Raw genomic sequence first — 26921 nt, forward strand, 5'->3', positions numbered from 1 at the left:
GGGTTTACTTACCCATCGCCTTGAGGGCGCGTTCGTTGATTTCCTCAACGGAACCCTCTGCCTGGACCGGAATGATGGCCTCGCCGTAGTGCTCGATGAGGGGGAAGGTCTCATCGCGGTACACACCAAGGCGGGTGCGGATGGTCTCTTCGGTATCGTCAGCGCGGCCGCGAGCAAGCATGCGCTCGACGACGACATCTTCAGACACCTCAAAGTTCAGAACGCCATCAAGCTTCAGGCCCTTGTCCGCGAGGAGCTTCTCCAGGATGTCGGCCTGCTCCACAGTGCGGGGGAAGCCATCGAGAAGGAAGCCGTCCTTGGCATCATCCTGGTTGAGGCGATCCTCCACCATGCGTGCGGTCACGTCGGTCGGGACCAGCTTGCCGGCGTCGATGTAGGACTTGGCCTCAACACCAAGCGGGGTGCCCTCGCCGATATTGGCGCGGAAGAGGTCACCGGTGGAGATGTGCGGGACGCCGAGCTTCTCGCTGAGGAGAGCGGCTTGGGTGCCCTTGCCGGCACCGGGAGGGCCAAGGAGTACGTAACGCATTACTTAAGCAGTCCTTCGTAGTTGGATTGTAGGAGCTGGGACTCGATCTGCTTGACCGTGGTCAGCGCGACCGAGACCATAATGAGGATAGCGGTACCACCAAACGCGGAGGTGCCGCTAGCACCTGCCCGACCGACGCCCAGATCCAGAAGAATATTCGGGAGGACGGCGATGAGCGCGAGGTAGATCGAGCCGACGAAGAGAAGGCGGTTCATGACGAAGCCCAAGTATTCGGCGGTCGGTCGGCCCGGGCGGATACCCGGGATAAATCCACCATACTTCTTCATGTTGTCTGCCTGCTCGGCCGGGTCGTACTGAACCGACACGTAGAAGTAGGAGAAGAAGATGGTGAGAACAAAGTACAGGACGATGTACTGCCAGGAGCTCGGCGCCTGAAGGTGGGCAATGACATTGCGCTGCCACCAGTTGTCTGACACGCCCGGGGATCCGGAGTTCACAATCTGGGTGATGAGCACCGGCATGTAGATCAGGGAGGAAGCGAAGATGACCGGGATAACGCCGGCCTGGTTAACCTTCAACGGCAGGTAGGTGGAGGAGCCACCGTACTGGCGACGACCCACCATACGCTTAGCGTACTGGACCGGGATGCGACGCTGGCCCTGCTCGATGAAGGTAATGCCGACAACCAAGACGATGAGGCCGGCAAGAACCATGGCGAAGACAAGGCCGCCGTTGTTCTGCATGATGCTGAGGCCATCGGTAGGCAGGCGGGTAGCAATACCGGCGAAGATCATGAGAGACATGCCGTTGCCGATGCCCTTCTCCGTGATGAGCTCACCCATCCACATGACGAGGATGGCACCAGCGGTCATGGTGATAACCAAGACCACGAGGGTGAAGAAGTTACGATCCTCCGCTAGGACGCGCACGCCTTGGCCAAGCAGCTGCTCGCGGTCTGCCAAGGCCACAATGCCGGAGGACTGCAGAAGAGCCAGGGCCAAAGTGAGGTAACGCGTGTACTGCGTCATCTTGGCTTGACCAGACTGGCCCTCCTTCTTCAGCTGCTCAAAGTGCGGGATGACCACGGTCAGCAGCTGCACGATAATCGACGCCGTAATGTACGGCATGATGCCGATGGCAAAGATAGACAGCTGCAGCAGCGCACCACCGGAGAATAGGTTGATCACTGAGTAGAGGTTGCCGGATTCTTCCGTCAGCTCGCGAAGACGGCCAGCGATGGTGGCGTAATCGACGCCCGGGGACGGGATCTGCGCGCCAACGCGGTAAAGGATAATCATCACGAGGGTGAAGATGATCTTCTTTCGCAGGTCGGCGTCTTTGAAAGCCTGGAAAATGGCGGACACTACTAAATCCTCCTGGCCTACCGCGCTTAAACTACGGGCCGAAACTGCCGCGCACGGAGGTGGAACTCATCTGTTCCTACTGGATGAGAGCCCTTTCAGGCACTCCATAGAAACGGTTGAACACTTTTGACCCCATTACCCTACCAGCCAAACAACATTTCTCCACATCAGCCCCTCCGAAAGTGCGTCAGCGCCCGTACCGGCTCCACTGTGCGCCACTTCCCAGATGCCTCGTGCGCTAACGGAATACCCACACACTAGGGCTTGCACACGCGGATCCTTAGCGCGACTGCGTCGATGCGCCTACCATAGCGAATATTGCTTTCCAGCAATGTCCTTACAAGGTACCTACACCTCTTCGACCTCTCACGTGACGCCAAGAGCGCCTCGGAGTACGGCCGTACTATATCTGCCTGCCGACGAAGCGAAAGAAGTATGTAGTTTTATGAGTAAGCGATTCACTCCCATGACCGTGGCGGAGATCATCGACGCCTTCGTCCCCACTCCCAATCCCTTCCGGTGGGAGGCCTTCGATGGTTCCTCCACCGGCCCAACGGACTCACAGTTCACGGTCAGAATCAACAGCTTGCAAGGCTTGGCCTACATCGCAACGCACCCAGGCGACGTAGGCTTTGCGCGCGCCTACGTCACGGATGGAATTACAGTCGACGGCGAGCACCCGGCACATCCTTACGGCATCTTTGACGCCCTCCACGCCATGTATGACAAGTTCAGCCGCCCAGATGCCGTCACGCTTGCTCGCGTTGTGCGCTCGCTCGCCGCCATGGGCGCCTTCCGCGTCCAGCCTGTCCCGGAGGTAGAGCGCGCTTCCTGGTTGCGCCGCAAGCTGCATGAAGGACTATCCAAGCACTCCAAGGAACGCGACGCCGATGTCATTTCTGATCACTATGACGTAGGAAATGACTTTTATGAGCTCTTCCTGGGCGATTCCATGACCTACACCTGCGCTTACTACCCTTCCCCTGAGGCCACGCTCGACGAAGCACAGGAGAATAAATACCGCCTTATCTTCGACAAGCTGAGGCTCAAGGAGGGGGATCGCCACCTCGACGTCGGGTGCGGCTGGGGAGGCATGGTCCGTTACGCTGCCAAACGCGGCGTTAGATCACTCGGAGTGACGCTCTCGAAGGAGCAGGCCGAATGGGGCCAAGCCAAAATTAAAGAAGAAGGCCTTGAAGACTACGCGGAGATCCGGTTCATGGATTATCGCGACGTCACCGAGGAAGGATTCGACGCAATCTCCGCCATTGGCTTGCTAGAGCACATCGGCGTAAAAAATTACCCTGACTTCTTCAGCTTCCTCCACGGAAAGCTCAAGCCCGGCGGGCTGATGCTCAACCACTGCATCACCTACCCGGACAACCACAAAACGCCGAAAGGCGGATTCATCGACCGCTACATCTTCCCTGACGGTGAGCTTTCTGGTTCCGGCACCATCACCAAGTGCATGCAGGATGCCGGTTTTGAGGTATTCCACACAGAGTCATTGCGCTTTGATTACATGCGGACGCTTCATGACTGGTGCGAGAACCTGAAGGAGACGTGGGAGGAAGCCTGCTCCCTCGTCGGACTTCCCACTGCACGTCTATGGGCGATTTACATGGCAGGTTCTGAGTGGGGATTCGAGCACAACATCATCAATCTGTATCACTTCCTCGGTGTCAAAGTAGGCAACGCCGGATCCCGCGCCGGTGTGCCGGAGCGCCGCTGGTGGGACGATTCGCGCTTCTAAAGGAGAACTATGATCTCGCGTGTCATTAACCGTTTGAGAACTCAACGCAGCGTTGATGCTATTGAGATAGCACCGGTGGGCTGGGCAGAGCATCGGGAGGGCGTCGATAAGCTCCTGCGAAGTTTCTACGCAGTGCCGAAAGATAAACGTGTGCGCCTGGCCAAGAAGACGTCCAATCTCTTCCGTGGACGCAGCGGGGAGCAGGTCGGCCTCGATGTTTCCGGGTTGGGCGGGGTCATTGAGATAGATCCCATCGCGAAGACTGCTGAAGTGCAAGGCATGTGCACCTATGAAGACCTCGTTGACGCCACGCTGCCGCACGGCCTTATGCCCTTTGTGGTTCCGCAGTTGAAGACAATCACGCTGGGCGGGGCCGTCACGGGCATGGGCGTGGAATCGACAAGTTTCCGCGATGGACTACCCCACGAGTCCGTACTCGAGATGGATATCTTGACCGGCACCGGAGAGATCATCACGTGCTCACGCGAGAAAAACGTGGACCTCTTTCGTCTCTTTCCAAACTCCTATGGCTCGCTAGGGTACGCGGTACGCCTCAGAATCGAACTTCGCGCGGTCAAACCATATGTGGAACTCAGGGAGGTGAGATTCGACGACGTCGAGGAGCTCAGCACTGTACTTGCCCGCGTTTCCGAAACCCAGACCTACGACGGCGTGGAGGTCCACGGGCTGGATGGCGTCGTCTTTTCCCCGGAAGAAGCCTATCTGGTTATGGCCCGTTTTACGGATGACGAAGGGCCTACCTCCGACTACACGCGCGAGAAGATCTTCTACCGCAGCCTCCAGCACCCGCGCGGAATTCGACACGATCGCCTCACGGTCCGTGATTACATTTGGCGCTGGGATACAGACTGGTTCTGGTGCTCCCGCGCCTTCGGTGCACAAAACCCTCGCGTGCGCCGAATCTGGCCGCGCCAACTGCGCCGTAGCTCCTTCTACTGGAAGCTCGTTCGTCTCGACCGCACATACGAGCTGGAATATCACTTCATCAAGAAACCCAAGGGCTTGCCCCGCGGCGAACGCGTTGTCCAAGACATCGAAGTAACCCCGGACAAACTGCCAGAGTTTTTACGCTGGTTCTTCACCGCCTCTGACATCCAGCCGGTATGGCTGTGCCCGATTCGTCTCCGCGAGGGCGTCGAGGAGCTTATCGGCCGGGGCGACATCGCCGCGGACTCGCCGGCTCCGTGGCCGTTGTACCCCCTCCGTCCCAGCCAGACGTGGATCAACGTTGGATTCTGGTCCGGCGTGGAAGGCAACCACGTCGATCCCTCCGCCCCCGGCAACGGCGCATTCAACCGCGTTATCGAGTCAAAGATCAACGAACTGGGTGGGCACAAGTCCCTCTATTCAGAATCCTTCTACTCCCCCGAGAAATTCGCTGAACTCTACGGTGGCGACCTTCCCGAACGCATTAAGGCCGTTACCGACCCGTCCGACCGCTTCCCAAGCCTCTTTGAGAAGACGGTCAACGACGCCTAGATCCGGCGCCGGCGACAACAGGAGAAGCCCCCACAGTCAGGCTCGTTTTCCTGACTGTGGGGGCTTCTCGCGTGCAAGACCCTACGCGACGGCGTCGACGCGGACAAAGCCGTTGTCCGCCAGAGACGTCATCATACGGTCAACCGCGGCTTGGTCGGTGTCCGGGTTATAAGACTCAAGGAAAACGATGTGGGCGGTCGTGGTGCCCTCGAAACGGATGGTCATGAACTCATGGCCCAGCTCCTCAGTGACAAGGAAAAGGTCACGCTCCACAGCCTTCTGAGGAGTAAGGTTCTCACCCGGCTGCACAACAGATGCGTCTTCACCCGCAGTGGCAGCCGCATTCTCCACGTGCGCGGCTGCGTGGGTAGGTGCACCAGTGTTATCAAGCGGCGCTGCCAGGCCGAACAACGACAACACTGCGGCCATAACGCCGGCCACGAACTGATTAATAATGGTCATGATATTTTCCTTAGACTGACTTGCAGTAACCCTGTGCAAAAAAATATATCACCCCGCGCGTTTATAAGCTACTTGCGATCAATCTATGAGATCCAAAAGACACCCCATGCCCTGCAGGTTCATTCTCATCCGGAGAAAAATTCGGGTCCAATCCACTTAAATTGTTCGCTACCATCCTGCAAAATGCGGGTTTTCTTCTCAGCTTTAAGCTCATGCGATGGCACAACGCAAGAACCCTCCCGCAGGACACCTTAACGGTGACTTGCGGGAGGGTTCCCTGACTCTCACAGAGTCTGGTGAGAATTACTTGGTGGTGGCGGAGCCGCCAGCAGCCTCAATCTTCTCGACAGCAGACTTGGAGAACTTATCAGCGGTGACATTCAGCTTGACGTTGATGTCGCCGTTGCCCAGAACCTTAACCGGCTGGTTAGCGCGGACGAGGCCGGCAGCTGCGATGTCAGCAACGGTGATGTCGCCGCCATCTGCGAACTTCTCAGCCAGGTCAGCAACGTTAACTACCTGGTACTCAACGTGGTTCGGGTTCTTGAAGCCCTTGAGCTTCGGCAGACGCATGTGCAGCGGCATCTGGCCACCCTCGAAAGCAGCGGAAACCTGCTTACGAGCGCCGGTGCCCTTGGTACCGCGACCAGCGGTCTTACCCTTGGATGCCTCACCGCGGCCGACGCGGGTCTTAGGCTTGTTGGAGCCTGCGGCCGGGCGCAGGTCGTGGAGCTTGATGATATCAGCCATGGTTTACTCCCCTGCCACTTCTTCGACGGTGACCAGGTGACGCACCTTCTGAACCATGCCGCGGATGATCGGGGTGTCCTGCTTCACAACAGTGTGACCGATGCGCTTGAGGCCGAGCGCCTCAATGTTCTTGCGGTGGTTCGGCTTGGTGCCCACAAGGCCCTTTACCTGAGTAATCTTCAGAGCCATTGCTTATGCCTCCTGACCTGCGCGCTTGCGCAGCATCTGGGCCGGTGCGATCTCCTCGAGGGACTTGCCACGACGTGCGGCAACTTCCTCCGGGCGAACCAGCTGCTTGAGGCCGTCCACGGTAGCGCGGACGACGTTGAGAGCGTTGTCGGAGCCCAGGGACTTCGACAGGATGTCCTGCACGCCAGCGCACTCAAGCACCGGACGAGCAGCACCACCGGCGATGACACCAGTACCCGGAGCTGCCGGCTTCATCATGACGATGCCAGCTGCGTCGCGACCCTCAACCGGGTGGGTAATGGTGCCAGCAATCATCGGGACGCGGAAGAAGTTCTTACGAGCTTCCTCAGCACCCTTCTGGATTGCGGCCGGGACTTCCTTGGCCTTGCCGTAGCCGACGCCAACCATGCCCTGGCCGTCGCCGACGACGACGAGAGCGGTGAAGGACATGTTGCGGCCACCCTTAACGGTCTTGGAGACGCGGTTGATGGTCACAACGCGCTCGATGTACTTATCGCGCTCGTTGTCCTGCTGGTTGCGGCGGTCATTACGACGGCCGTTGTTGCGACCCTTGCGGTCGTTGTTGTTCTCGGCGGAGCGTCCGCCGTCACGCTGTTCACGGTCCGACATTAGGCGTTCCTTCCGTTGATGTTTCCGTATGCCTTAATCATTAGAACTGCAGACCACCTTCGCGGGCGGCGTCGGCCAGCGCAGCAACGCGGCCGTGGTACTTGTAGCCTGCACGGTCAAAGACGACCTTCTCGATGCCAGCGGCCTTGGCGCGCTCAGCGATGAGCTCGCCTACCTTGGCAGCCTTGGCCTTCTTGTCGCCCTCGAGTGCGCGCACGTCAGCTTCCATGGAGGACGCAGCGGCCAGGGTGTGGCCGGCCAAGTCGTCGATGACCTGGACGTGCATGTGGCGGGAGGAGCGGTGAAGAACCAGACGCGGTGCCTCAGGGGTGCCGCGGAGGGTCTTACGGATGCGGAAGTGGCGGCGTGCGCGTGCTTCACGACGACGCGAGGAAATGTCCTTGCCAACCGGGGTGCGCTTTGCGTTTTCAGTGTTAGCCATTGCTTACTTACCCGTCTTTCCGACCTTGCGGCGGACCTGCTCGCCGTCGTAGCGAATACCCTTGCCCTTGTAAGGATCGTCCTTACGCAGGCGGCGGATGTACGCGGCGACCTGTCCAACCAGTTGCTTGTCAATACCAGATACGGAGAGCTTGGTTGCGCCATCCACAGCGAAGGTAATGCCCTCCGGAGCCTTGATGAGGATCGGGTGGGAGTAGCCCAGAGAGAACTCCAGGTCCTTACCCTTCTGCTGGACACGGTAACCAACACCGAAGATTTCCATCTTCTTGGTGTAACCCTCGGTCACGCCAACAACGGCGTTGTTGACCAGGGAACGGGCCAGACCGTGCAGAGCGCGGTTCTTGCGGTCGTCATCCGGACGGGAGACCTTGATCTCATCGTCCTCGACGGCAACGGTGATCGGCTCCGGCAGCTCAACGTCGAGGGTGCCCTTGGAACCCTTGACGTTGACAACCTGGCCGTTGATGGTGATGTCGACGCCCTTCGGGACGGCGATAGGTGCTAGACCGATACGAGACATGTGTCAATCCTCCCTTACCAGACGTAGGCGAGAACTTCTCCGCCTACACCCTTCTCCTGAGCCTGACGGTCGGTGAGCAGACCCTGAGACGTGGAGATGATAGCCACGCCCAGGCCACCCAGAACCTGCGGCAGTTCGGTGGACTTTGCGTACACACGCAGACCCGGCTTAGACACGCGACGCAGACCCGACAGGGAACGCTCACGGTTGTTGTACTTAAGCTCGAGGGACAGCTCGCGACCCTCGACGGAGTAGTCAGCGATGTAGCCTTCCTGCTTCAAGATCTCGGCAATGTTGGCCTTGATCTTGGAGGTCGGCATCGACACGGAGTCGTGGTGCGCATTACTTGCGTTGCGCACGCGCGACAGCATGTCGGCAATAGGATCAGTCATAGTCATATGAGTGACCTGTAACCTTTCTCGTTGCGGTTCCCATGCTCACCAAAGCGTTCTCCGTGTGATTTCGGGCTACTCACGCTCCCCACGGTCAATACCGTGAGGCGCTCGCCACCCTTTGATACAGACAACGGTCCGCTGTCTACGGCGAGGGGCCTACAACAAAGTAGATGTGTTCAATTCTTCCGGCTTGGCACATTTCCGCTGTTCGCGCACCATTTTCTCGGCGCGAGATGAGGAAAAATGCAAGTCCGTCGGCTTACTCTACCCGTTGACGTGCTGTTTTCCAAAACGCGTTAGCATTGATCGTTATGAATGAAGAACAAGACCCCATCCGCACGGCCCATCAATGGCTTGAGGAAGCCGCTGAACTTATCGGCGTCGCACCCGCGGACGCCACCGCCCTCGTGAAGGAGCTGCTTGACCTCACCAAGGACGTGGCGCATGCCCAATCCCGCCCGGCTGCTCCCCTCACGGCTTACCTCGTGGGCTTGGCGTCTAAAGACGTCGAGGAGGCTCGCGCTCACATCGCTACGCTAAAGGAGGCCCTCAACCGATGAGCGGGCGCATCAACGCCACCTTTGCCGTGACCAAGGTGCGCCTCGACGAGGACGGCCACGTCACCCAGGTCGATACCCGCGGCGATACTGTGGCCGGCGAGGAGCCGCTGGAGATTCGCGTTGGTGGCCAAACGCTCACGACGACCATGCGCACTCCCGGCCACGATGTCGAACTCACCCATGGTTTTCTCCACTCCGAGGGACACATTGACAAGGCCAGCGATATCCAGGAAGCACGGTACTGCGCCGGCGCCTCCGTGGATGGTCGCAACCCCTACAATCTGCTGGACGTGGAATTCACCAATCCCCACCCGATCGCGCTGACGGACCTGCGCCTGACCACCACGACCTCCGCCTGCGGAGTATGCGGTACGTCCTCTATTGAGGCGCTCATGAAGCAGACCCGCTACGAGATCCCTCGGGTGCCGGTGGATCCGGGGGTCGTCGCCAAGCTGCCCGACGCCCTCAAGCGGGAGCAGAAGCAGTTCCGAAAAACCGGGGGCATCCACGCCGCTGGAGCCTTTACTCTCGACGGCGAACCCGTCGTCGTCCGCGAAGACGTCGGCAGGCACAATGCGGCCGACAAGGTCATCGGCCATTTGCTCATGGAAGACATGCTCCCCGCCAACGACCTCATCCTCGTGATGAGCTCGCGCGCCAGCTTCGAACTAGTAAACAAGGCCGCCATGGCCGGTTTCGGCATGCTCGTCGCGGTCTCCGCCGCCTCCTCGCTCGCAGTCGAAACCGCCCGCGAGACCGGAATGGCGCTGGTTGGCTTTGCCCGCGGGGACCGCTTCAATCTGTATTCGGGCGAGCTTAGTCGCGATACGCGTCCGGGCCAGAGTTAAGCCAGGCGTACACGCCACCAATAAGGAAGCCGCCGCCAATGAGGTTTCCGACCCACACGATGGACCAGTTGGTCAGCACCGCACCGAGGGTAAAGCCCTCCGGCAGCGGGCTGGCACAGAAGAAGGTCAGCACCATCAGGCAGAAGTTCGCAATGACGTGCTCGAGACCCAAGCCCACGAAGCAGGCGATGATGGGCACGATGACGAAGAACTTGGACACGATGTCCTTGGCAAAGACCGCTCCCACAATGGCCATGTTGACCACGAAGTTAGCCAGGATGGCCTCGACGAACATACCGCCGGGGCCCTTCTCCAACTTGCCCATCGACAGTGTGGCGATGAGGTGATTCGGGTCAATATCGCCCAGCTTCGCCGACACGCCCATAGCCGCTGCAAAGAGCGCAACGCCCACCAAGTTGAACACCGTAGTGACCACGAGCAGCCACAGGCCCTTGCCCCAGCCGACCTTCTTGTTCACTGCACCGTAAACCATGTACATCATGTTGCCGGTGGCTAGTTCCGCGCCAAGGACGACGATGGCAAACAGGCCCAGGCCGAACAACCAGGCAAAGACCAGTGAGCCCATGCCTTCCATATGCTTCTCGACGCCCATTCCCAGCACCGCCGCAAACGCCGTACCGATGGCCAGGTACACGCCGGCCAATGTAGAGCGGACAGCAAAGCGGGAAAAGGATTCATCGAGCAACGTGATCTTTTTCGTTACCGCCGCTGCCGCAGCATCATTCAAGGACATCAAGTACCTCGCGCGATAGAGATTTCAGAGACCTTTGTATCGTACTCCTCCGCACGCGCCGCAGGTCAATCACTGACCTGCAGTGAACAATTGCAATCATTTTTCACTTATGGAATCCTTGTGGGATGGCATCCTTCCTGTCTGTCCAGCACCTCAGTTACGGCTACTCCGCCCGCGCTGAGGTTGTTCGCGATATATCCTTCGACCTCGCCCCAGGGCTCACCGTCCTTCTCGGCGCAAATGGCGCGGGGAAAAGCACGCTCATGCAGCTCATCGCCGGTGAGCTACGCCCGCCGACAGGAACCATCTTCGTGGGCGGTGAAGACGTCCGCCGTTCCGACTCGTGGCGGCAACGTGTCGGCTGGGTTCCGCAACGCAATGCCTTTGATCCGGCGCAACGCGCAGTGGATTTCGTAGCAGACGTTGGCTGGCTGCGCGGACTAGACCGCGCGACAGCACGCCAGCACGCGGTCAATGCCTTACGGATAATTGGCTTGGAGGACCACAGCACTACTCGCCTGCGCGCGATGTCCGGTGGAATGCAGCGCCGCGCCATGGTCGCAGCGGGCCTTGTCCACGAGCCAGATGCACTGCTTCTCGACGAACCCACCGCAGGCCTCGACCCACACCACCGCTCCTCGCTTATCCGCGCACTGCGTGACATGGCCTCGAACGGCACCACTGTCCTCATGTCTACTCACGTCGCGGCTGATATGGACTCCGCCGATCGCGCGCTCATTCTTCATCGTGGGTGCATCGCAGCCGATTCTTCTGTTGCAGATTTCAACGAAAGGTACGGCTCCGTAGAACAAGGATTCTGCGCCGTCACCGAACAAGCTACCGATGGTACACAGGGAGGGGCTGCTTTGTGAGACACGGTCGCTTCATTCCTGTTGTACTCTTCACCGCACTGCTGAGTTTTGCCTCTGCGCGGGGCAGTAACGTCGCCGGTTCCTGGCCGGAGGCCACCGCAATCTGTGCGGTTGTCGCCGCGGCTACGGGCGTACTTCTCGCAAGTATTGCTGCATGGGACTCAGGAAGCCAGGACGCTACGTTTCTGCGCTCCACATCCACCTCGCGCGCTCGCACAGCAGTACTCCTCGTCGGCCCGGCGTTGGCGTGGGGACTGGCCAGCATTCTTATCGGCTTCATGATCCTGGCAGGGTTTGTCTATACCGCACCCGTGGGCGGCTCGCCATGGTTCCTCGTCATCATCAGCAGCCTTGTGTGGGTTGTGCTGTGTGCGGTTCTCGGTGCGGGCTTGGGAGTCCTTGTCCGGCGCCGGATTCTCGCCGCGTTACTCGCAGCACTGCTCACGCTAGCTTTGTGCGTGGTATCGGCGTGTGCGGATTCCACGCCGGCTTCCCTACGCTTTCTTTTCTTCCCCGGCAATGGGTACGAGCTGATCGCACGGCAGCCACGGGTGGCTTCGGTCGCAATTTCTGTCGTCATGGTAGCGGCCTTAAGCGCCTGTGTCCTTGCCGCACTGACACGCCACCACCCTGCCCCGCGTTACACCGCGCTGACTCTCCTCGCCATCATCACCGTCGCTGCTGTTGGCTCCGCCGCAGTGGGGCCCCAAGGTACGCGGGCACGGGACACCACGGAGGCGTCGGCAAGCTGCACCCGGGATGCGAACAAACAGCGATACTGCAGTTGGCCAGAAGACCACGCACTCGTCGTGGCTGCCGATGCGCACTGGCAGGAATTCACGCAGGTGCTTGTCGACGCCGGCCTTCCTCCCCTCACCGGCACATACGGTCAACCTGGCTCCGAGCACGCGACGGAGTTATCCCACACAGTGGCCAGCCCAGCGGCCCTGTACACGAGGGTTTATGAGGCTCAAGCTGCGGCGCTGCGCGCTCAGCGCCGCTGCGAAGAAACTTCTGCCTCCCGCAACGCACACCAGGTACTTTCGGACTGGGCCACGTATGCGTTCAGAACGGGGGACGACAGCTTTTCTACCCTCAGCGCACAGGGCACAACTACTCCTGCGCGCGCCTGGATTGAAAACGAGCTTTCGCACCGTTCGCCCGCAGAGCAAGCCGTGGCCCTGGCTCCCTTTGTTCACACCATGCAGACGTGCGGCTCCGAGCTACCACCGCTGGGGGTTGCACAATGAGTCCTTACCTGAGACTTCGCCGTTGGCCGGAGTTCTTCGTAATCCTCAGCCTTGGCGTGGTAGCGCAGTTCCTGGATAACCTGGCCGTTCCGCAACTCTTCGGAGCGCCACTGAACCGTCCCGTATTCGTTTTCAATCTGCTGCCACTGCTCGTCGCAGGCTCCATACTGGCGTTGCTGAATAGTTCATGGGACGAGAAATACGAGGCCGCAAGCACGGTTCGTTCGCTACGCAAGGAGAAAATTACCTTGTTGGGCTCGGCTGCCGCAGCGTGGACCGCTGTGTTCGGATTCGGATTGTTCATTGGGGTGGTGCCTATTCATTCAGCATCCACGATCCTTTTCTGTCTCGCTGCGGTTGGCGTCGCGTTAACGCTGCGTAGCGCACTGGACTCGAAGGCATCTGCGGGAATTGCGCTCCCCCTGTCGATGCTGGCGCCCCTTTTTCCCTGGTACGTGGGCGAAACCACGCCGTTGGGCAATTCCCTCGGCCAAGGTATGTCTGCCATCATTGCCATCGTGTGCGCCACTATCTTCCTTGTAGGCGCGGCTGCGTGGCTTCACCGACGGCACTAAAACCAAAAAATTCCCCCGGTCTTCTTTCGGAGTGCCGGGGGAATTCCTCAAACGCTATTTACTTGAACGGGAAGCCGAGCTCGCGCAGGAGCTTGCGGCCCTCCTCGTCGTTGGTAGCGGAGGTGACAACGGTGATGTCCATACCGCGCGGGCGGTCGACCTTGTCGATGTCAATCTCGTAGAACATGGTCTGCTCGGTGAGGCCGAAGGTGTAGTTGCCGTGGCCGTCGAACTGCTGGTCGGAGAGACCGCGGAAGTCGCGAATACGCGGCAGCGCGATGGTCAGCAGGCGGTCAAGGAACTCCCACATGCGGTCGCCGCGCAGGGTAACGCGTGCGCCGATGGGCATGCCCTCACGGAGCTTGAAGTTAGCAATGGACTTCTTAGCGCGACGCAGCTGCGGCTTCTGGCCGGTGATCGCGGTGAGGTCCTCGAGTGCGCCGTTGATCAGCTTGGAGTCGCGGGCAGCGTCGCCCACACCCATGTTGACAACGACCTTGGTGACGCCCGGAATCTGCATCACATTGTCGTACTTGAACTCTTCGTTGAGAGCCTTCTTGATTTCCTCGCGGTAGCGGGTCTTCAGACGCGGAGTGTAGTTCTCGCTCATGTTAGATGTCCTTCCCGTTGCTACGTGCGATGCGGACCTTCTTGCCGTTTTCATCGAAACGGTAGCCCACGCGGGTCGGGTTGCCCTCGGAGTCGACGATCGCAACGTTGGACACGTGGATCGGAGCTTCCTGGGTCACGATTCCGCCGGACTCGGCGCCACGCTCGGTAGCGGAGTTAGCAACGTGCTTCTTAACGCGGTTGACGCCCTCAACGAGGACCTTCTCACGCTTCGGGTATGCCTCGATGACCTTGCCCTTCGCGCCCTTGTCCGGGCCCGAAATAACAATCACCATATCGCCCTTATGAATCTTCATAAGACTAGATCACCTCCGGTGCGAGAGAAACGATCTTCATGAAGCGCTTGTCACGAAGCTCGCGAGCAACCGGGCCGAAGATGCGGGTACCGCGCGGCTCACTGTCGCCCTTAAGGATAACTGCGGCGTTTTCATCGAAAGCGATGTAGGAGCCGTCCGGACGACGGGTCTCCTTCTTGGCACGGACGATGACGGCCTTGACGACATCGCCTTCCTTCACGTTGCCACCCGGGGTGGCTTCCTTGACAGTGGCGACAACAATGTCACCAATGCCAGCGAAACGTCGTACGGAGCCGCCGAGAACGCGGATAACGAGGAGCTCTCGTGCACCGGAGTTGTCGGCGACGCGCAGACGCGATTCTTGCTGAATCACTATGGGTCTCCTGACCTGGATTAACGTGCGTCAAGATTTCCGTCCTTGACACACCTGGTCTACTTGCTTGTGTGGCATAGGTTGTGCAACGAACACGCTGTTCACAGCGGTCGAAGGGTCTCGGTGTGGCGATTCGGAAACGCATCGCCCCGCACCGACCGGCCATATGCAACCCATACATTCAACCACGCCCTACCCTTCTTTCCCAAATCACGCGGCACCGACACAACACCTCTTCACTCGACCCTCACCCCCTCCCACCGCGCACGTATCGACCCCCATTGACAAGAGGCCAGACCTGCAAGGCGACTCATGCAGGTCGTCGCCAAGCAGTGCACATGCGCTTGGCGACGCCCACCTGCACCGTTCGGTTTTCACCTCTGCACTTTTAGTGCCTCGGGCCGCGCTGGAGATGCTCCCCGATTACCTTTTGAAAGTATTCTGGGCGCGAGTTCAGTTGCTCCGGACTGAAGCGCAGGACAACAAAGCCCTTATTGAGAATGTCTTGCTGGCGGCGATGCTCAGCGAGAATCACCTCATCAATATCGCGGCGATATTTCACGTTGCCATCAATCTCGACGACGAGCCACCCATTAATAACAAGGTCTGCGCGATAGGTCCCGATCTCGTACTGGGCTTTCACCGAGCGCAGTTCTGGATAGTCGGCTGCGATAATCAGGGCACGCGCATAAGATTCCCACGGCGACTCCGCGGTATTGATACTCGCCGCCACCGCCTGACGCGCCGCAGCGACGCCTTTGACCCTGCCCATCGCGCCCAACTCTTCATCGATCCAGACTTTCCCAACGTTTCGCCCCCGCACCGCATCAACGGCAACAAGGCCCTCCTCGAATCCGTGGAAGCGCGCTATGTCCAGTGCAGTTCGCTCAAGGGACGTGACACGAATCCCATGAACAACGCTTTCTTTCCCACGCAGATCCGTGCGTCGGTAGCGCACATTCCTCGACTTAGCTCTTTGTGGCACAGAATTCGAGGGAAGCGTTGCCTCCCATTCTTGGGGAGGGACAATGAGGGGAATGCCGTGGATGAGGGCTGCCGTTTTCCCCACTAGCGTCGCCTTCGGCAGGGTTAGCCCTAGCGCATACGCCCGTGCAGCCTGCTGCTGCCAAGACTTGAGTTGCCTCCACTGAACCATCGGCAGTACGTAACACCAGGCGAGTTTCGCCACCTTGTCGGCATGCACTTTCTTCCACAGCGGATCACTGTTGGGCAAGGCGCGAAGATCAATAAGGTTCTGATCGAGGTAGGTAAAGAGTTGTTCATTGTTCATGCACAACTTTTAACCCAATCCCTGCACTTTCGCCACAGATGCACCCGTGATGCATATGTGCAGACCTGGAAGCCGAACGGTGCAGGTGGGCTTCATCGCGCGGTGACGCAGCGCTTGACGACGACCTGCATGAGTCGACTTCCAGGTCTGGACACATGGAAATCCTTGCTGGACTGACAAGGCCCCGACGTATGCCGGGGCCGCGTGGCGATAACAGTTTAGGCGTTCGAGGCTGGGACGGCGGAGCTGCCCGCAGCTGAACCGGAGCCAGCCGACTCAGCAGCAGAAGCCGGTTTGGGGTCGACGGTGAGCAGGGCGTCGCCGAAGCTCACATCCTCCCCTGGGCGATACGCCGGCAGTACCGGTCCGGTTTTCTTGGAGTTGGACACCACAATCGGGGTGGTCACCGGATAGTCGGCGGCCTTGATGGCCTCGACATCGAACTCGCAGAGAAGATCACCAGCCTTGACTTCATCGCCCTTGGAGACATGCGCGGTGAAGTGCTCGCCTTTGAGGTTTACCGTGTCGAAGCCAATGTGCATGAGGATGTCCACGTTGTTGCCATCAGCGTCCTTGCCGCGGACGGCATAAGCGTGCTTGGAGGGGAAGGTGACGGTGACCTTGCCATCAATCGGGGAGACGAGGCGCCCCTCGGTGGGCTCAATCGCCGCACCCGCGCCGAGCTTCCCAGCAGCAAACATCGGGTCTGAGACTGACTCCAAAGCGATGGCCTTTCCAGCCATCGGGGAGGCCACACGGTAGGCATTCGGGTCCGCGGTGACGGCAGGAGCCGCGCTTGCCGACGCCCCACCAGCCCCCACCTCATCCGGATCAATCGAGCCGTTCTTGCCCCTGAGGTAATGGCCGTAGGCAAAGGCCACGCCGAAGGAGAGAATCAGGGAGACAAACGCGCAGATGAAGAACTGCGTGTAATCCTCCGGGCGCATGGAGACGAAACCGATGAAGCCGGCGGCGCCGAGTGCGGTGGCTTTGACGTCGAAAAGCGCAATGAGCGTCGAAGCAATGGCTGAGGCTCCCATGCCAATGTAGAACGGCCAGCGTAGGCGCAAGTTCACACCGAAGATGGCGGGCTCAGTAATACCGAAGAGCGCGGAGACGCCCGAGGCGCCGGAGAGGCCCTTGAGCTTCTCCGAGCGGGTGAGGAAGTACACCGCGAGGGCCACGCCGCCCTGTGCGATGTTGGCCATGGACGCCACTGCAAAGATGAAGGAGCCGCCCTCGTTCCACAGCATCGTCTCAATCGGCGGGAAGGACTGGTGAAGACCAGTGATGACGATGGGTGAGTAGAACAGACCGAAGATGAAACCGCCGACCGGTCCGGCAAAGGTGTAGAGGTCATTGAGGCCAGCACCGAGCATATCGCCGGCCGTGCGCAGCACCGGGCCCACCGCCATGAAGGTGATAAAACCGGTCACCAGGAGCGTGAGCAGCGGAGTGAGCAAGAAGTCCACCGTGCCCTTGAGGTGCTTGTGCAGGAATTTCTCAATCGTGGCCAGGATCCACGCGATGACCAAAATGGGCAGGATGGAGCCTTGGTAGCCTGCCTGCGCGACGTCGAGGCCGAAGATGTTCCAGTAGGACATCTCCCCTGCCTCGATGGTGGCAGCCACCTGGTAACCGTTGACCAGGTCCGGCATCACCATGGCCATGGCCATACCGGCGCCGAGGAACTCGTTACCGCCAAAGCGCTTGGTAGCGGTGAAGCCGACGAGAATGGGCAGGAAGGCAAAGGGGGCTGAGGCAAGCAGGTTAATAAGCCCGGCAACGTCCGCCATGGCAGGGAACATCTCGATGACTGACTGTTCGCCGAACAGCCCGTTGGCGGTCAACACGTTGTTGAGCGCCATAAGCAGACCGCCACCGACCAGAATCGGGATGAGCGGCACGAAGATGTCTGCAAGGATCTTCACCGCACGGGAGAACCAGTTGCCGGAATCCGCCGCGATATCCTTGAGCTTGTCCGTTGAGACAGCGATGTCCTTGGTGGTCAAGTTGTTGAGCTGGTCAAAGACTATGTTGACATCGCCCGGCCCAACGATGACCTGGAACATGCCCCCAGCCTCAAAGATGCCTTTAAGGTCCGGATCGTTTTCCAACGCGGCCGTGTCGACCTTCTTGCTGTCTTTGAGCACCATGCGCAGGCGGGTGGCGCAGTGGGCAAGCGCCACAATGTTGTCTTCGCCACCGATGGCTGCGAGTGTCCGCGCCGCGACCTGTGAGTGATCCATAACGGCGTGCCTCCTACTGTGAAATGGATTAAATAGCGTCAGACTCCATTAGACACGCCATACCAACATAAAGCCAAGTAATCGGGCAAAAATGTAGGAAAACTCACCGTCCTACCGGACTTCCCAGCCTCGCCAGCGACTGTCCTCCGCACCAAAGACCGCAGACGCCGCCGCAATCCTTCCATCACCCGCAAAAACCTCCACCGCACAACCATCCGCAATAAGTTCCAGCGAACCAGCCGGACAGGGCACGACACGTTCGTCATCCCCCAAGGACAACCGCAGCTCGCCAGAGCCATACTCAACACGGAAGGACTCAGCACCAGAGGAATCAACGAGTACGTACGTCCCCTCACCCCCAGTCAGCGTAGCCACCGAGCCGAACCCCTCACGTGCCGTCTTCTGTGGCACAGAAGCAAGGTCCCACAGCGGCTCCTGACGCAGCCAACCATCCTCCAGCCAGACGCGCCGCGGCAGCGTCAGCGTGTGAACCCACCCCTCGGCAACCGTCGGAGTCTCATCTTGCGCGGGCAAGCCCATCCAGCCCAGCATAATGGCTTCGCCCTCCCTTTCCACCAGCTGCGGCGCGTAAAACTGGTGGCCATAGTCCAGCTCGCTGAAGCCACGCTCAACGTGGAACACCGTGCCCTCTAGGCGTCCCACGAGGTAGCCGCACTGGTCGGAGGAGGCGTAATGGGTGGCGTCGTCAAGCACAGGCTCCAAACCCTGCGGGCAGATGACGAGGACGTCTTTGTCTTCCCCCGTGGCGCGGTCCTGCAGCGTAACAAGGTTAGGACACTCCCACATGTACCCACCCGGCACGAGGTCAGGGCTCAAGCCCAGCTCGGCCCTGGAAACATCGAAGGTGATAGGCCCCTGGTAGGACCACACCCCCAGATCCGTGGAACGGTAGAGCACCACGTGGCCAGTCTCATCGGAGGCCTGCGCACCGAGCACCATGCGCCAGCCCTGCGCATCACGAGTAATCTGCGGGTCGCGGTAGTGCCCCGTGAAGCCTTCAGCCGGACCATCGATGAGGGGGTTCGCCACATCGCGCTGGTAGATACCGCCTTCCGGGCCACCGGCCTCCACTACACGCACCCGATTCTGCGAGGGAATGCGCACGCCCCCGCGCTTGAGGTTGCCGGTGTAGAACAGCCACACATCCTTGCCATCAACAACAGCGCCACCCGAATAGCAGCCATGCGCGTCATACTCACGCACCGGGTACAGCGCATCCGGAGCATGACGCCACGGCTGCGGGCTACTCACCAACCCCACTGCGTGCCCCCAACCGGCCTGTTTTGCCGCGTGCGGGAAATAGGGGTCGTGCTGGTAATAGACGTGCAGTGTATCGCCATCGAGGAAAAGCCCGTTCGGGTCATTAAGGCGGCCGCTCGGCGGAGAGACGTGGAAATGCGGACGGTAATTCATGTCCTCGATACTATGGCGATTATGGACATTATGGTGTGTGGCGAAGGCCTCGTGGACCTTGTACCGCGCGAGCCTGGACGGCTGGCGGATTTACAACCGGCGTTGGGAGGCGGCCCCTTCAACGTCGCGGTAGCGGCGGGGCGTCTGGGCGCTGACGTGGGCTTCCAGTCGCGGTTGTCCACCGACGCCTTCGGGTGTGCGCTGGTGGATCATCTCACTAACCAAGGAGTTGATACTTCCCTCGTGCAGCGCGGCGACGAGCCCACAACCTTGGCGGTCTGCAGCATCGCGGAGGATGGCTCGGCCGCCTACTCCTTCTATACGGAGGGCACAGCGGACCGTGCCGTGGAGCCTGTGCTTGTCGACGTCCCCTGGGCCTGCTTCGGCACCGTCTCCCTCGCCCTCGAGCCGGGGGCGTCGCGCTATGCTGCGCTCCTCACAAACCTGGCCGCACGCGGCACGAACATCGCACTAGACCCCAACATTCGCCCCTTCTTCGCCACCGAGAAGCACCGCGAATTTCTCCTGTCGCTGCTCCCGCACGTGACTCTGCTCAAGCTCAGCGAGGAGGAAGTCGAATTCCTCGGGGCCGAGGCCCTCGAGGAGGTGCCAGTTGTGGTTACTACGCTCGGCGGTGAGGGCCTGAGCGTACGCACAAGCTCGGTGTCGGTGCAGGCTCCGCCGGTAGCCGTCGACGTGGCCGATACCATCGGCGCTGGGGACACCGTCATGGCCGCATTGCTCTCGCAGTTGGTTGACAAGGATCCGGCGGCGTTGACAGAAACAGAATGGCAGCGCGTGCTCCACTTTGCGGCCACTGCCGCTGCCATCACTGTCGCCCGCACCGGCGCGCAGCCGCCCACCCGCGCCGAGGTGGAGGCGAAACTGTGACTTATCCGCTGCGCACAGGCGCGCTCCAGGCCCTGCTCTTCATCCTGTCTATTGGGTGTTTCGTGCTTCCCGTCATTGCCGGCACAGGGGCGCTGCTTAGCGTGCCGATTGCCGCAGGGCTATCGGCACTACTGGCGGTGCTCATGCTCATCGATTCCTCCTACCACGCCTTCTCCCCCGACCAGCGCGCCACCCGCGGACTGCGGATGGTGTCTGCGCTCGCAGCAGTGGCGCTCATCGCGGGTTGGGTGCTGTGGCTGATGATTTACAACACCTTTGACAAGCCCATGGGCACCGAATATCGGCTTGGCACCTTCCTGCTGACGGTGGGTACGGTGCTTACTGCCTTTGGTGCCGCCATTGCGCTCACCCACCACCGAGCGCGCGACGCTGGGCGCTAGAGAACGTCACCAGACTTCTTCGCCAGCGCACCGGCGCGCGCCCCACCCCCGGAGGCCGCGCCGCACCAGAAGCTCAGGTACATCATCGCCCGTGGCTTCCACGATTGCGTACTGGAACCCGGACTTGGGCCCAGGCGTTCCAGTGTCTGGGCCGCGATCCTCATGGGGATAGTTAAACTCGATATGCTCCGAATCCGAGAGGACCTCTGTGTAGAGTTCACGGGCCGGCTCCGCCGGGTCGGGAGAACTGGCCTCCTGGGTCGTCGTCGTGGGGGCGGCATCACGTGAAAGCTCAGGGTCCTGGCTAGAGCAACCGACAAGGGACACCACGGCCGCCGTCGAGGGAGCGAGGGATGAGCGAGAGAGCATAGCAGAGAGCGCCTTTCTCATAGCCAACCCTATGAACGGGAGCAGTACGCGCTGCGGCCATGACAGCCCACGGGAAGCATTCTTGGCACAAAAATAACCCCCACGCGTCAACGTGGGGGTCATTTAGAGTGGGAGGGCTAGATTTTACTTAGCCTTCTCCACGATCTCGACGAGACGGAAGTGCTTGTCCTTCGACAGCGGGCGGGTCTCGGCGATGAGAACGCGGTCGCCGATGCCGGCGGTGTTCTCCTCATCGTGCGCCTTAACCTTCTTGTTAGAACGCATGATCTTGCCGTAGAGGGCGTGCTGCTTGCGGTCCTCGAGCTCGACAACGATGGTCTTGTCCATCTTGTCGGAGACAACGATGCCGGTGCGGGTCTTGCGAGCGCCCTTTTCCTTCTTAGTGTTCACGTTTGCCTCACTCATGATTAAGCCTCAGCTCCCGGAGCAACGGACAGGCCCAGCTCTCGCTCGCGCAGAACGGTGTAGATGCGGGCAATGTCGCGCTTAACCGTGCCGATGCGGCGGTTGTTGGTCAGCTGGCCGGTGGCCTTCTGGAAACGAAGGTTGAAGAGCTCTTCCTTCGCGTCCTTCAGGCGGGTTTCCAGCTCAGCATTGTCGAGCTCACGGAACTCGTGGGCGGGGGTACCGGTAGCCATTAGAACTGGTCCTCCTTCTTGATGATGCGGACCTTGCACGGAAGCTTCTGACCAGCGCGGCGCAGGGCCTCGATGGCGGTTTCCTCGTTCGGGTAGGTCATCTCGAAGAGGACGCGGCCCGGCTTGACGTTGGCAACCCACTTCTCGACGGGGCCCTTACCGGAACCCATACGAACACCGAGAGGCTTCTGGGTCAGCGGACGGTCCGGGAAAATGTTAATCCAGACCTTACCGCCACGCTTGACGTGGCGGTTGATGGCAATACGTGCGGCCTCAATCTGGCGGTTGGTGATGTACGCCGGCTCGAGAGCCTGGATGGCGTAGTCACCGAAGTTGATGCGGTTACCGCCCTTGGACACACCCGAGCGGCTCGGGCGGTGCTGACGGCGGTACTTAACACGCTTAGGAATCAGCATGGATTAGCCCTCCTGCTTCTGCTGTGCGCGCTGGCGACGCTGGCCACCGCGGCGGGAGCGACCATTGCGGTCACGGCCACGGCCCTGCGCCGGAGCGTTCAGTTCGGACTCACGCACGCCACCGACGACGTCACCCTTGTAGATCCACACCTTGATGCCAATGCGGCCAAAGGTGGTGTGGGCCTCTGCGGTGCCGTAGTCGATTTCGGCGCGAAGGGTGTGCAGCGGAACGCGACCTTCGTGGTAGCGCTCAACGCGGGACATTTCAGCACCACCCAGGCGGCCGGACAGCAAAATCTTGATGCCCTTAACCTGTGGCTGGCGCATAGCGGACTGGATAGCCTTGCGCATTGCACGACGGAATGCGACACGGTTAACCAGCTGCTCCGCGATGGACTGAGCAACCAGGGTTGCGTTAGCGTCGACCTGCTTGACCTCGAGAATGTTGAGGGCAACCATCTTGCCCGTGAGCTTCTCCAGCTCACGGCGGATGCGGTCGGCCTCAGCGCCGCGGCGGCCGATCACGATGCCCGGGCGGGCAGTGTGAATGTCGACGCGGACGCGGTCGCGGGTGCGCTCGATGACGACGTCGGCGATGCCGGCGCGGTCGAGGCCCTTCTCCAGGTACTGGCGGATCTTGATGTCTTCGGCTACGTAGTTGGCGTAGTCCTTATCGGCGTACCAGTGGGTCTTCCAGTCGGAAGTGATGCCCAAACGTAGGCCGTGAGGATGGATCTTCTGGCCCATTACTTGGCCCCTTCCTTCTGGCTCTCGACAACCACGGTGATGTGGCTGGTGCGCTTACGAATCATGAATGCGCGGCCCTGTGCGCGCGGCTGGAAACGACGCATGGTCGGGCCCTCGTTGGCGTATGCCTCGGAGATGACCAGGGTGCGCGGATCCAGGCCGAAGTTGTTCTCTGCGTTGGCAGCTGCGGATGCAACAACCTTGGCTACCGGCTTAGCGGCGCCCTGCGGAGCGTACTTCAGGATTGCAAGTGCCTCGGCTACGGACTTACCGCGGACCAGGTCGATGACGCGGCGTGCCTTCATCGGGGTAACGCGGACGTAGCGAGCCGTTGCGGATGCGGAGGTGATGGTGTCACTCATCGCTTATCGACGTCCCTTCTTGTCGTCCTTGACGTGACCCTTAAAGGTCTTGGTGGGTGCGAACTCGCCGAGCTTGTGACCAACCATGGAATCCTCGACGAACACCGGCACATGCTTACGGCCGTCGTGGACGGCGAAGGTGTGACCGATGAAGTCAGGAAGGATGGTGGAACGGCGAGACCAGGTCTTGATGACCTGCTTGGTGCCGGCCTCGTTCTGAGCATCTACCTTGTTGAGGAGGTGCTCATCGACGAACGGGCCCTTCTTCAGGCTGCGTGGCATTGTTTACCTCCTCTTAGCGCTTCTTGTTCGGGCGACGACGGCGCACGATCATGTTGTTCGAGTAACGGTTCGGGTTGCGGGTGCGGCCTTCCTTGTGGCCCCACGGCGACACCGGGTGGCGACCACCCGAGGTCTTACCCTCACCACCACCGTGCGGGTGGTCGACCGGGTTCATGACGACACCACGGACGGTCGGGCGGACGCCCTTCCAGCGCATACGGCCGGCCTTACCCCAGCGGATGTTCATCTGGTCAGCGTTGCCGACCTCACCCACGGTGGCGCGGCAACGGATGTCGACGCGACGGATTTCGGAGGACGGCATACGCAGAACAGCGTACTTGCCTTCCTTACCCAGCAGCTGGATGGAAGCACCAGCGGAGCGGGCCAGCTTAGCGCCAGCGCCCGGCTTGAGTTCCACAGCGTGGATGGTGGTACCGGTCGGGATGTTACGCAGCGGCAGGTTGTTACCAACCTTGATATCTGCGTTCGGGCCGGACTCGACGACGGTGCCCTGCTTCAGGCCCTTCGGGGCGATGATGTAGCGCTTTTCGCCATCTGCATAGTGCAGGAGAGCGATGTTAGCGGTACGGTTCGGGTCGTACTCGATGTGAGCGACCTTTGCAGGGATGCCGTCCTTGTCGGTACGACGGAAGTCGATCAGACGGTAACGGCGCTTGTGGCCACCGCCGATGTGGCGGGTGGTGATGCGGCCGTAGTTGTTACGACCACCAGTCTTGGTCAGCGGGCGCAGCAGGGACTTCTCCGGAGTGGAACGAGTGATCTCCTCGAACTGGGACACGGAGGATGCGCGGCGACCCGGAGTTGTCGGCTTGTACTTACGAATAGCCATAATTCTTCCTTTTCCTTATCGGCTCTTGGAGCCGTTCTGCTAGCTAGCAGAACCGCCGAAGACGTCGATGGAGTCGCTGCCTTCACGGAGCGTCACGTAGGCGCGCTTGGTGGACTTACGCTGACCGAAGCCGGTGCGGGTGCGCTTACGCTTACCTGCACGGTTCACGGTGTTGACGGAAGCAACCTTCACGCCGAAGATCTGCTCGACGGCATCTTTAATCTGGGTCTTGTTGGAGTCCGTGGAGACGTAGAACGTGTACACGTTCTGCTCCATCAGGCCGTAGGACTTCTCGGACACAACCGGTGCGATGATGACGTCGCGCGGGTTAGCGAGCTTAGCCATTACTTCTCCTCCTTAGCTTCCTCGGCAGCGCCGGTGGCGCGCTCGACGAAGGTGTGCAGAGCCTCAACGGAGAACACAACATCGTCCGAGTAGAGGACGTCGTAGGTGTTCAGCTGGCCGGCGTCCAGGATCTGGACGTTCGGCAGGTTGTTGGCGCTGCGGCGAGCATTGATGTCCTCGCGGCCGACGACCAGAAGAACGTTCTTGCGGTCGGTGAGGCGCTCGATGAAGGCCTTGGCCTGCTTGGTGGACGGGGTCTGACCCGGGACGAGCTCCTCGATGACGTGGATGCGCTCGTTGCGTGCACGGTCAGACAGTGCACCGTAGAGAGCAGCCTTGATCATGCGCTTCGGGGTGCGCTGGGAGTAGTCGCGCGGAACCGGGCCATGCACGGTGCCACCGCCGGTGTAGTGCGGTGCACGGATGGAGCCCTGGCGGGCGCGACCGGTGCCCTTCTGGCGGAACGGCTTACGGCCACCGCCGCGGACCTCGCCGCGAGTCTTGGTCTTGTGGGTGCCCTGGCGAGCAGCAGCAAGCTGAGCGTTGACAACCTGGTGCATCAAAGCGATGGATGCTTCGGTGTCAAAGAGCTCGGCCGGCAGCTCAACAGAGCCGTTGGTCTTACCGTCAGCGGTCTGGACGTCTAGCTTGAGGTTGCTCATGCGTGTGCACCGCCCTTCACTGCGGTCTTAACGGTGACGAGGCCACCGCGCGCACCCGGGATAGCACCCTTGATGAGCAGCAGGTTGGACTCGGCATCAATCTTCTGAATCTTCAGGTTCTGGGTGGTCACGCGGTCCTGGCCCATGCGGCCAGCCATGCGCTTACCCTTGAAGACGCGGCCCGGGAACGAAGCGCCACCAATACCACCAACGCGGCGGTGAGCGGCCTGGTTACCGTGGGCAGCGCCCTGGCCTGCGAAGCCGTGGCGCTTCATGGCGCCGGCGTAGCCGTGGCCCTTGGTGGTGCCGGTGACGTCAACGAAGGTTACACCCTCGAAGATGTCCACCTTGACCTCCTGGCCAACCTCATATGCAGAGGTGTCATCCATGCGGATTTCAGCAACGTGGCGACGCGGGGTCACGCCAGCCTTCTTGAAGTGACCAGCGGCCGGCTTGTTGGCCTTGCGCGGGTCCTTCTCGCCGAAGGCAATCTGGATGGCGTTGTAGCCATCGGTTTCTGCGGTACGAATCTGGGTAACCACGCACGGCCCAGCTTCGACGACGGTGACCGGCACAACGCGGTTCTCCTCGTCGAAGACCTGGGTCATGCCGAGCTTGGTGCCCAGAATGCCCTTGATCTCGTTTTCACTCATAATTAGTTCTCCACCAAATACGTTGTGTCGATCGCTTACTGGATATTCACGTCGACGCTTGCCGGAAGGTCGATGCGCATAAGAGCGTCAACGGTCTTCGGGGTCGGGTCGAGAATGTCGATGAGGCGCTTGTGAGTGCGCATCTCGAAGTGCTCGCGAGAGTCCTTGTACTTGTGCGGAGAACGAATAACGGCGTATACGTTCTTCTCGGTTGGGAGCGGCACCGGACCAACTACACGGGCACCCGTACGGGTAACGGTCTCAACGATCTTCTTGGCAGAAGCGTCGATAGCCTCGTGGTCGTAGGCCTTCAGCCGAATGCGGATCTTTTGTCCCGCCACGCTTATCCTCTTCCTCGCTTCCCCACTTTCACATTCCCGGCGTATCCGGGGCGTGAAGCGGTGGGAAATTGCTTCTCGATTTCTCTATAACGTTGTCCGGGCTTGGAGCCTTGGCGCAACGCCAGTTGTCTGACTGTCATGACGACCACGAGGTGCAGCAGAAGGCAAATGCCCACCGTGCAGTGCTCATGACGGGGTACAAGACCCGTAGTCAAAGTCAATAGGAAGAAGACTGGGGCGTTCGATCAGAGATCTGCAACCAAAGTCTTATTCAT

37 protein-coding genes are annotated in these 26921 nt (G+C 60.3%); 9 read left to right on the forward strand and 28 right to left on the reverse strand.

What is annotated here, in order from left to right:
- Positions 1-4 precede the first annotated feature (4 nt).
- Together HMPREF3149_RS08390 and secY are read right to left on the reverse strand one after the other, a co-directional pair.
- The gene (locus HMPREF3149_RS08390) at positions 5-550 is read right to left on the reverse strand and encodes an adenylate kinase (RefSeq protein ID WP_042529349.1); all 546 of its coding nucleotides are present in this window, start codon (positions 548-550) and stop codon (positions 5-7) included.
- The gene (gene secY / locus HMPREF3149_RS08395; RefSeq protein ID WP_042529347.1) at positions 550-1875 is read right to left on the reverse strand and encodes a preprotein translocase subunit SecY; all 1326 of its coding nucleotides are present in this window, start codon (positions 1873-1875) and stop codon (positions 550-552) included. Before secY ends, HMPREF3149_RS08390 begins: the two co-directional genes overlap by 1 nt.
- Positions 1876-2320: 445 nt before the next feature.
- On the opposite strand from secY, the gene HMPREF3149_RS08400 reads away from it, so the two are divergent.
- Complete coding sequence (locus HMPREF3149_RS08400; protein WP_070537451.1) at positions 2321-3628, forward strand: class I SAM-dependent methyltransferase; 1308 nt, start codon at positions 2321-2323, stop codon at positions 3626-3628.
- A gap of 9 nt (positions 3629-3637) precedes the next feature.
- Entirely contained in the window at positions 3638-5128 is a 1491-nt protein-coding gene (locus HMPREF3149_RS08405; protein ID WP_070537452.1) for an FAD-binding oxidoreductase, read from the forward strand.
- An 81-nt stretch (positions 5129-5209) separates the two neighbouring features.
- Here the strand turns inward: HMPREF3149_RS08405 and HMPREF3149_RS08410 are convergent, their stop codons facing one another.
- The 7 genes from HMPREF3149_RS08410 to rpsH form a co-directional block, all read right to left on the reverse strand.
- Positions 5210-5590: a hypothetical protein gene (locus HMPREF3149_RS08410; protein ID WP_042529342.1), complete on the reverse strand. Its 381-nt coding sequence runs from the start codon at positions 5588-5590 to the stop codon at positions 5210-5212.
- A gap of 303 nt (positions 5591-5893) precedes the next feature.
- Positions 5894-6340, reverse strand: coding sequence for a 50S ribosomal protein L15 (gene rplO / locus HMPREF3149_RS08415; RefSeq protein WP_070537453.1), 447 nt, complete (start codon positions 6338-6340; stop codon positions 5894-5896).
- Positions 6341-6343: 3 nt separating this feature from the next.
- A complete protein-coding gene (gene rpmD, locus HMPREF3149_RS08420) occupies positions 6344-6529 on the reverse strand; it encodes a 50S ribosomal protein L30 (protein ID WP_042529338.1) in 186 nt (61 codons plus the stop codon).
- A 3-nt stretch (positions 6530-6532) separates the two neighbouring features.
- Positions 6533-7159: a 30S ribosomal protein S5 gene (gene rpsE, locus HMPREF3149_RS08425; RefSeq protein WP_042529337.1), complete on the reverse strand. Its 627-nt coding sequence runs from the start codon at positions 7157-7159 to the stop codon at positions 6533-6535.
- Between the two features lie 40 nt (positions 7160-7199).
- Positions 7200-7601, reverse strand: a complete 402-nt coding sequence (rplR, locus tag HMPREF3149_RS08430) for a 50S ribosomal protein L18 (protein ID WP_042529335.1) — start codon at positions 7599-7601, stop codon at positions 7200-7202.
- 3 nt (positions 7602-7604) lie between these two features.
- Entirely contained in the window at positions 7605-8141 is a 537-nt protein-coding gene (rplF, locus tag HMPREF3149_RS08435; protein WP_042529333.1) for a 50S ribosomal protein L6, read from the reverse strand.
- A 14-nt stretch (positions 8142-8155) separates the two neighbouring features.
- Complete coding sequence (gene rpsH, locus HMPREF3149_RS08440; RefSeq protein WP_042529331.1) at positions 8156-8539, reverse strand: 30S ribosomal protein S8; 384 nt, start codon at positions 8537-8539, stop codon at positions 8156-8158.
- A 308-nt stretch (positions 8540-8847) separates the two neighbouring features.
- Between rpsH and HMPREF3149_RS08445 the strand changes: the two genes are divergently transcribed.
- Positions 8848-9096 (forward strand): DUF6457 domain-containing protein, encoded by a 249-nt coding sequence (locus HMPREF3149_RS08445; protein ID WP_070537454.1) that lies wholly within the window; start codon positions 8848-8850, stop codon positions 9094-9096.
- Entirely contained in the window at positions 9093-9944 is an 852-nt protein-coding gene (gene fdhD, locus HMPREF3149_RS08450) for a formate dehydrogenase accessory sulfurtransferase FdhD (protein ID WP_070537455.1), read from the forward strand. The genes HMPREF3149_RS08445 and fdhD overlap by 4 nt, the downstream gene beginning before the upstream one ends.
- Here fdhD and HMPREF3149_RS08455 read toward each other — a convergent pair.
- Positions 9913-10698, reverse strand: coding sequence for a formate/nitrite transporter family protein (locus HMPREF3149_RS08455; protein WP_070537456.1), 786 nt, complete (start codon positions 10696-10698; stop codon positions 9913-9915). The two genes, fdhD and HMPREF3149_RS08455, sit on opposite strands and share 32 nt — an antisense overlap.
- Positions 10699-10823: 125 nt before the next feature.
- On the opposite strand from HMPREF3149_RS08455, the gene HMPREF3149_RS08460 reads away from it, so the two are divergent.
- Genes HMPREF3149_RS08460 through HMPREF3149_RS08470 form a run of 3 tightly spaced genes read left to right on the forward strand, consistent with a single transcriptional unit; the run spans position 10824 to position 13395 of the window.
- The gene (locus tag HMPREF3149_RS08460) at positions 10824-11570 is read left to right on the forward strand and encodes an ABC transporter ATP-binding protein (RefSeq protein ID WP_070537457.1); all 747 of its coding nucleotides are present in this window, start codon (positions 10824-10826) and stop codon (positions 11568-11570) included.
- On the forward strand, positions 11567-12820 hold the full coding sequence (locus HMPREF3149_RS08465; protein WP_070537458.1) for a hypothetical protein: 1254 nt from the start codon (positions 11567-11569) through the stop codon (positions 12818-12820). Before HMPREF3149_RS08460 ends, HMPREF3149_RS08465 begins: the two co-directional genes overlap by 4 nt.
- Positions 12817-13395 (forward strand): hypothetical protein, encoded by a 579-nt coding sequence (locus tag HMPREF3149_RS08470; RefSeq protein WP_070537459.1) that lies wholly within the window; start codon positions 12817-12819, stop codon positions 13393-13395. Before HMPREF3149_RS08465 ends, HMPREF3149_RS08470 begins: the two co-directional genes overlap by 4 nt.
- 58 nt (positions 13396-13453) lie before the next feature.
- Here HMPREF3149_RS08470 and rplE read toward each other — a convergent pair whose 3' ends face one another.
- The 6 genes from rplE to HMPREF3149_RS08500 all read right to left on the reverse strand — a co-directional run bounded on the left by rplE (position 13454) and on the right by HMPREF3149_RS08500 (position 19668).
- Positions 13454-14005: a 50S ribosomal protein L5 gene (rplE, locus tag HMPREF3149_RS08475; protein WP_042529318.1), complete on the reverse strand. Its 552-nt coding sequence runs from the start codon at positions 14003-14005 to the stop codon at positions 13454-13456.
- A 1-nt stretch (position 14006) separates the two neighbouring features.
- Positions 14007-14321, reverse strand: a complete 315-nt coding sequence (rplX, locus tag HMPREF3149_RS08480; RefSeq protein WP_042529316.1) for a 50S ribosomal protein L24 — start codon at positions 14319-14321, stop codon at positions 14007-14009.
- Positions 14322-14325: 4 nt separating this feature from the next.
- A complete protein-coding gene (gene rplN, locus HMPREF3149_RS08485; protein ID WP_042529314.1) occupies positions 14326-14694 on the reverse strand; it encodes a 50S ribosomal protein L14 in 369 nt (122 codons plus the stop codon).
- A gap of 388 nt (positions 14695-15082) precedes the next feature.
- Entirely contained in the window at positions 15083-15985 is a 903-nt protein-coding gene (locus HMPREF3149_RS08490) for a DUF559 domain-containing protein (protein ID WP_070537460.1), read from the reverse strand.
- A gap of 218 nt (positions 15986-16203) precedes the next feature.
- A complete protein-coding gene (locus HMPREF3149_RS08495; protein ID WP_070537461.1) occupies positions 16204-18234 on the reverse strand; it encodes a sucrose-specific PTS transporter subunit IIBC in 2031 nt (676 codons plus the stop codon).
- Positions 18235-18345: 111 nt separating this feature from the next.
- Positions 18346-19668 (reverse strand): glycoside hydrolase family 32 protein, encoded by a 1323-nt coding sequence (locus HMPREF3149_RS08500; RefSeq protein WP_070537462.1) that lies wholly within the window; start codon positions 19666-19668, stop codon positions 18346-18348.
- Between the two features lie 21 nt (positions 19669-19689).
- Between HMPREF3149_RS08500 and HMPREF3149_RS08505 the strand changes: the two genes are divergently transcribed.
- A complete protein-coding gene (locus tag HMPREF3149_RS08505; protein ID WP_070537522.1) occupies positions 19690-20559 on the forward strand; it encodes a carbohydrate kinase family protein in 870 nt (289 codons plus the stop codon).
- Entirely contained in the window at positions 20556-20960 is a 405-nt protein-coding gene (locus HMPREF3149_RS08510; RefSeq protein WP_070537463.1) for a hypothetical protein, read from the forward strand. The genes HMPREF3149_RS08505 and HMPREF3149_RS08510 overlap by 4 nt, the downstream gene beginning before the upstream one ends.
- Before the next feature lie 6 nt (positions 20961-20966).
- Here HMPREF3149_RS08510 and HMPREF3149_RS08515 read toward each other — a convergent pair whose 3' ends face one another.
- The 12 genes from HMPREF3149_RS08515 to rpsJ all read right to left on the reverse strand — a co-directional run bounded on the left by HMPREF3149_RS08515 (position 20967) and on the right by rpsJ (position 26646).
- Positions 20967-21329 carry a hypothetical protein gene (locus HMPREF3149_RS08515; protein WP_070537464.1) on the reverse strand — a complete coding sequence of 121 codons (363 nt, stop codon included), beginning with the start codon at positions 21327-21329 and terminating at the stop codon, positions 20967-20969.
- A 144-nt stretch (positions 21330-21473) separates the two neighbouring features.
- Positions 21474-21755, reverse strand: a complete 282-nt coding sequence (gene rpsQ / locus HMPREF3149_RS08520) for a 30S ribosomal protein S17 (protein WP_042529302.1) — start codon at positions 21753-21755, stop codon at positions 21474-21476.
- A 2-nt stretch (positions 21756-21757) separates the two neighbouring features.
- Positions 21758-21988 carry a 50S ribosomal protein L29 gene (rpmC, locus tag HMPREF3149_RS08525; protein WP_005276944.1) on the reverse strand — a complete coding sequence of 77 codons (231 nt, stop codon included), beginning with the start codon at positions 21986-21988 and terminating at the stop codon, positions 21758-21760.
- The gene (rplP, locus tag HMPREF3149_RS08530; RefSeq protein ID WP_039673713.1) at positions 21988-22404 is read right to left on the reverse strand and encodes a 50S ribosomal protein L16; all 417 of its coding nucleotides are present in this window, start codon (positions 22402-22404) and stop codon (positions 21988-21990) included. The genes rpmC and rplP overlap by 1 nt, the downstream gene beginning before the upstream one ends.
- A gap of 3 nt (positions 22405-22407) precedes the next feature.
- On the reverse strand, positions 22408-23151 hold the full coding sequence (gene rpsC / locus HMPREF3149_RS08535) for a 30S ribosomal protein S3 (protein WP_042529299.1): 744 nt from the start codon (positions 23149-23151) through the stop codon (positions 22408-22410).
- The gene (gene rplV, locus HMPREF3149_RS08540; RefSeq protein ID WP_042529297.1) at positions 23151-23513 is read right to left on the reverse strand and encodes a 50S ribosomal protein L22; all 363 of its coding nucleotides are present in this window, start codon (positions 23511-23513) and stop codon (positions 23151-23153) included. The genes rpsC and rplV overlap by 1 nt, the downstream gene beginning before the upstream one ends.
- 3 nt (positions 23514-23516) lie before the next feature.
- Positions 23517-23795, reverse strand: coding sequence for a 30S ribosomal protein S19 (rpsS, locus tag HMPREF3149_RS08545; protein WP_010189646.1), 279 nt, complete (start codon positions 23793-23795; stop codon positions 23517-23519).
- A 13-nt stretch (positions 23796-23808) separates the two neighbouring features.
- Positions 23809-24645: a 50S ribosomal protein L2 gene (gene rplB, locus HMPREF3149_RS08550; protein ID WP_042529295.1), complete on the reverse strand. Its 837-nt coding sequence runs from the start codon at positions 24643-24645 to the stop codon at positions 23809-23811.
- A gap of 39 nt (positions 24646-24684) precedes the next feature.
- Positions 24685-24990 (reverse strand): 50S ribosomal protein L23, encoded by a 306-nt coding sequence (gene rplW / locus HMPREF3149_RS08555; protein WP_042529293.1) that lies wholly within the window; start codon positions 24988-24990, stop codon positions 24685-24687.
- Positions 24990-25652: a 50S ribosomal protein L4 gene (gene rplD / locus HMPREF3149_RS08560; protein ID WP_042529291.1), complete on the reverse strand. Its 663-nt coding sequence runs from the start codon at positions 25650-25652 to the stop codon at positions 24990-24992. Before rplD ends, rplW begins: the two co-directional genes overlap by 1 nt.
- Positions 25649-26305 (reverse strand): 50S ribosomal protein L3, encoded by a 657-nt coding sequence (rplC, locus tag HMPREF3149_RS08565; RefSeq protein WP_042529289.1) that lies wholly within the window; start codon positions 26303-26305, stop codon positions 25649-25651. The genes rplD and rplC overlap by 4 nt, the downstream gene beginning before the upstream one ends.
- A gap of 35 nt (positions 26306-26340) precedes the next feature.
- Positions 26341-26646, reverse strand: a complete 306-nt coding sequence (rpsJ, locus tag HMPREF3149_RS08570) for a 30S ribosomal protein S10 (RefSeq protein ID WP_003848085.1) — start codon at positions 26644-26646, stop codon at positions 26341-26343.
- Positions 26647-26921: the final 275 nt, after the last annotated feature.

Source organism: Corynebacterium sp. HMSC05E07, assembly GCF_001807225.1.
Lineage (GTDB): Bacteria > Actinomycetota > Actinomycetes > Mycobacteriales > Mycobacteriaceae > Corynebacterium > Corynebacterium singulare.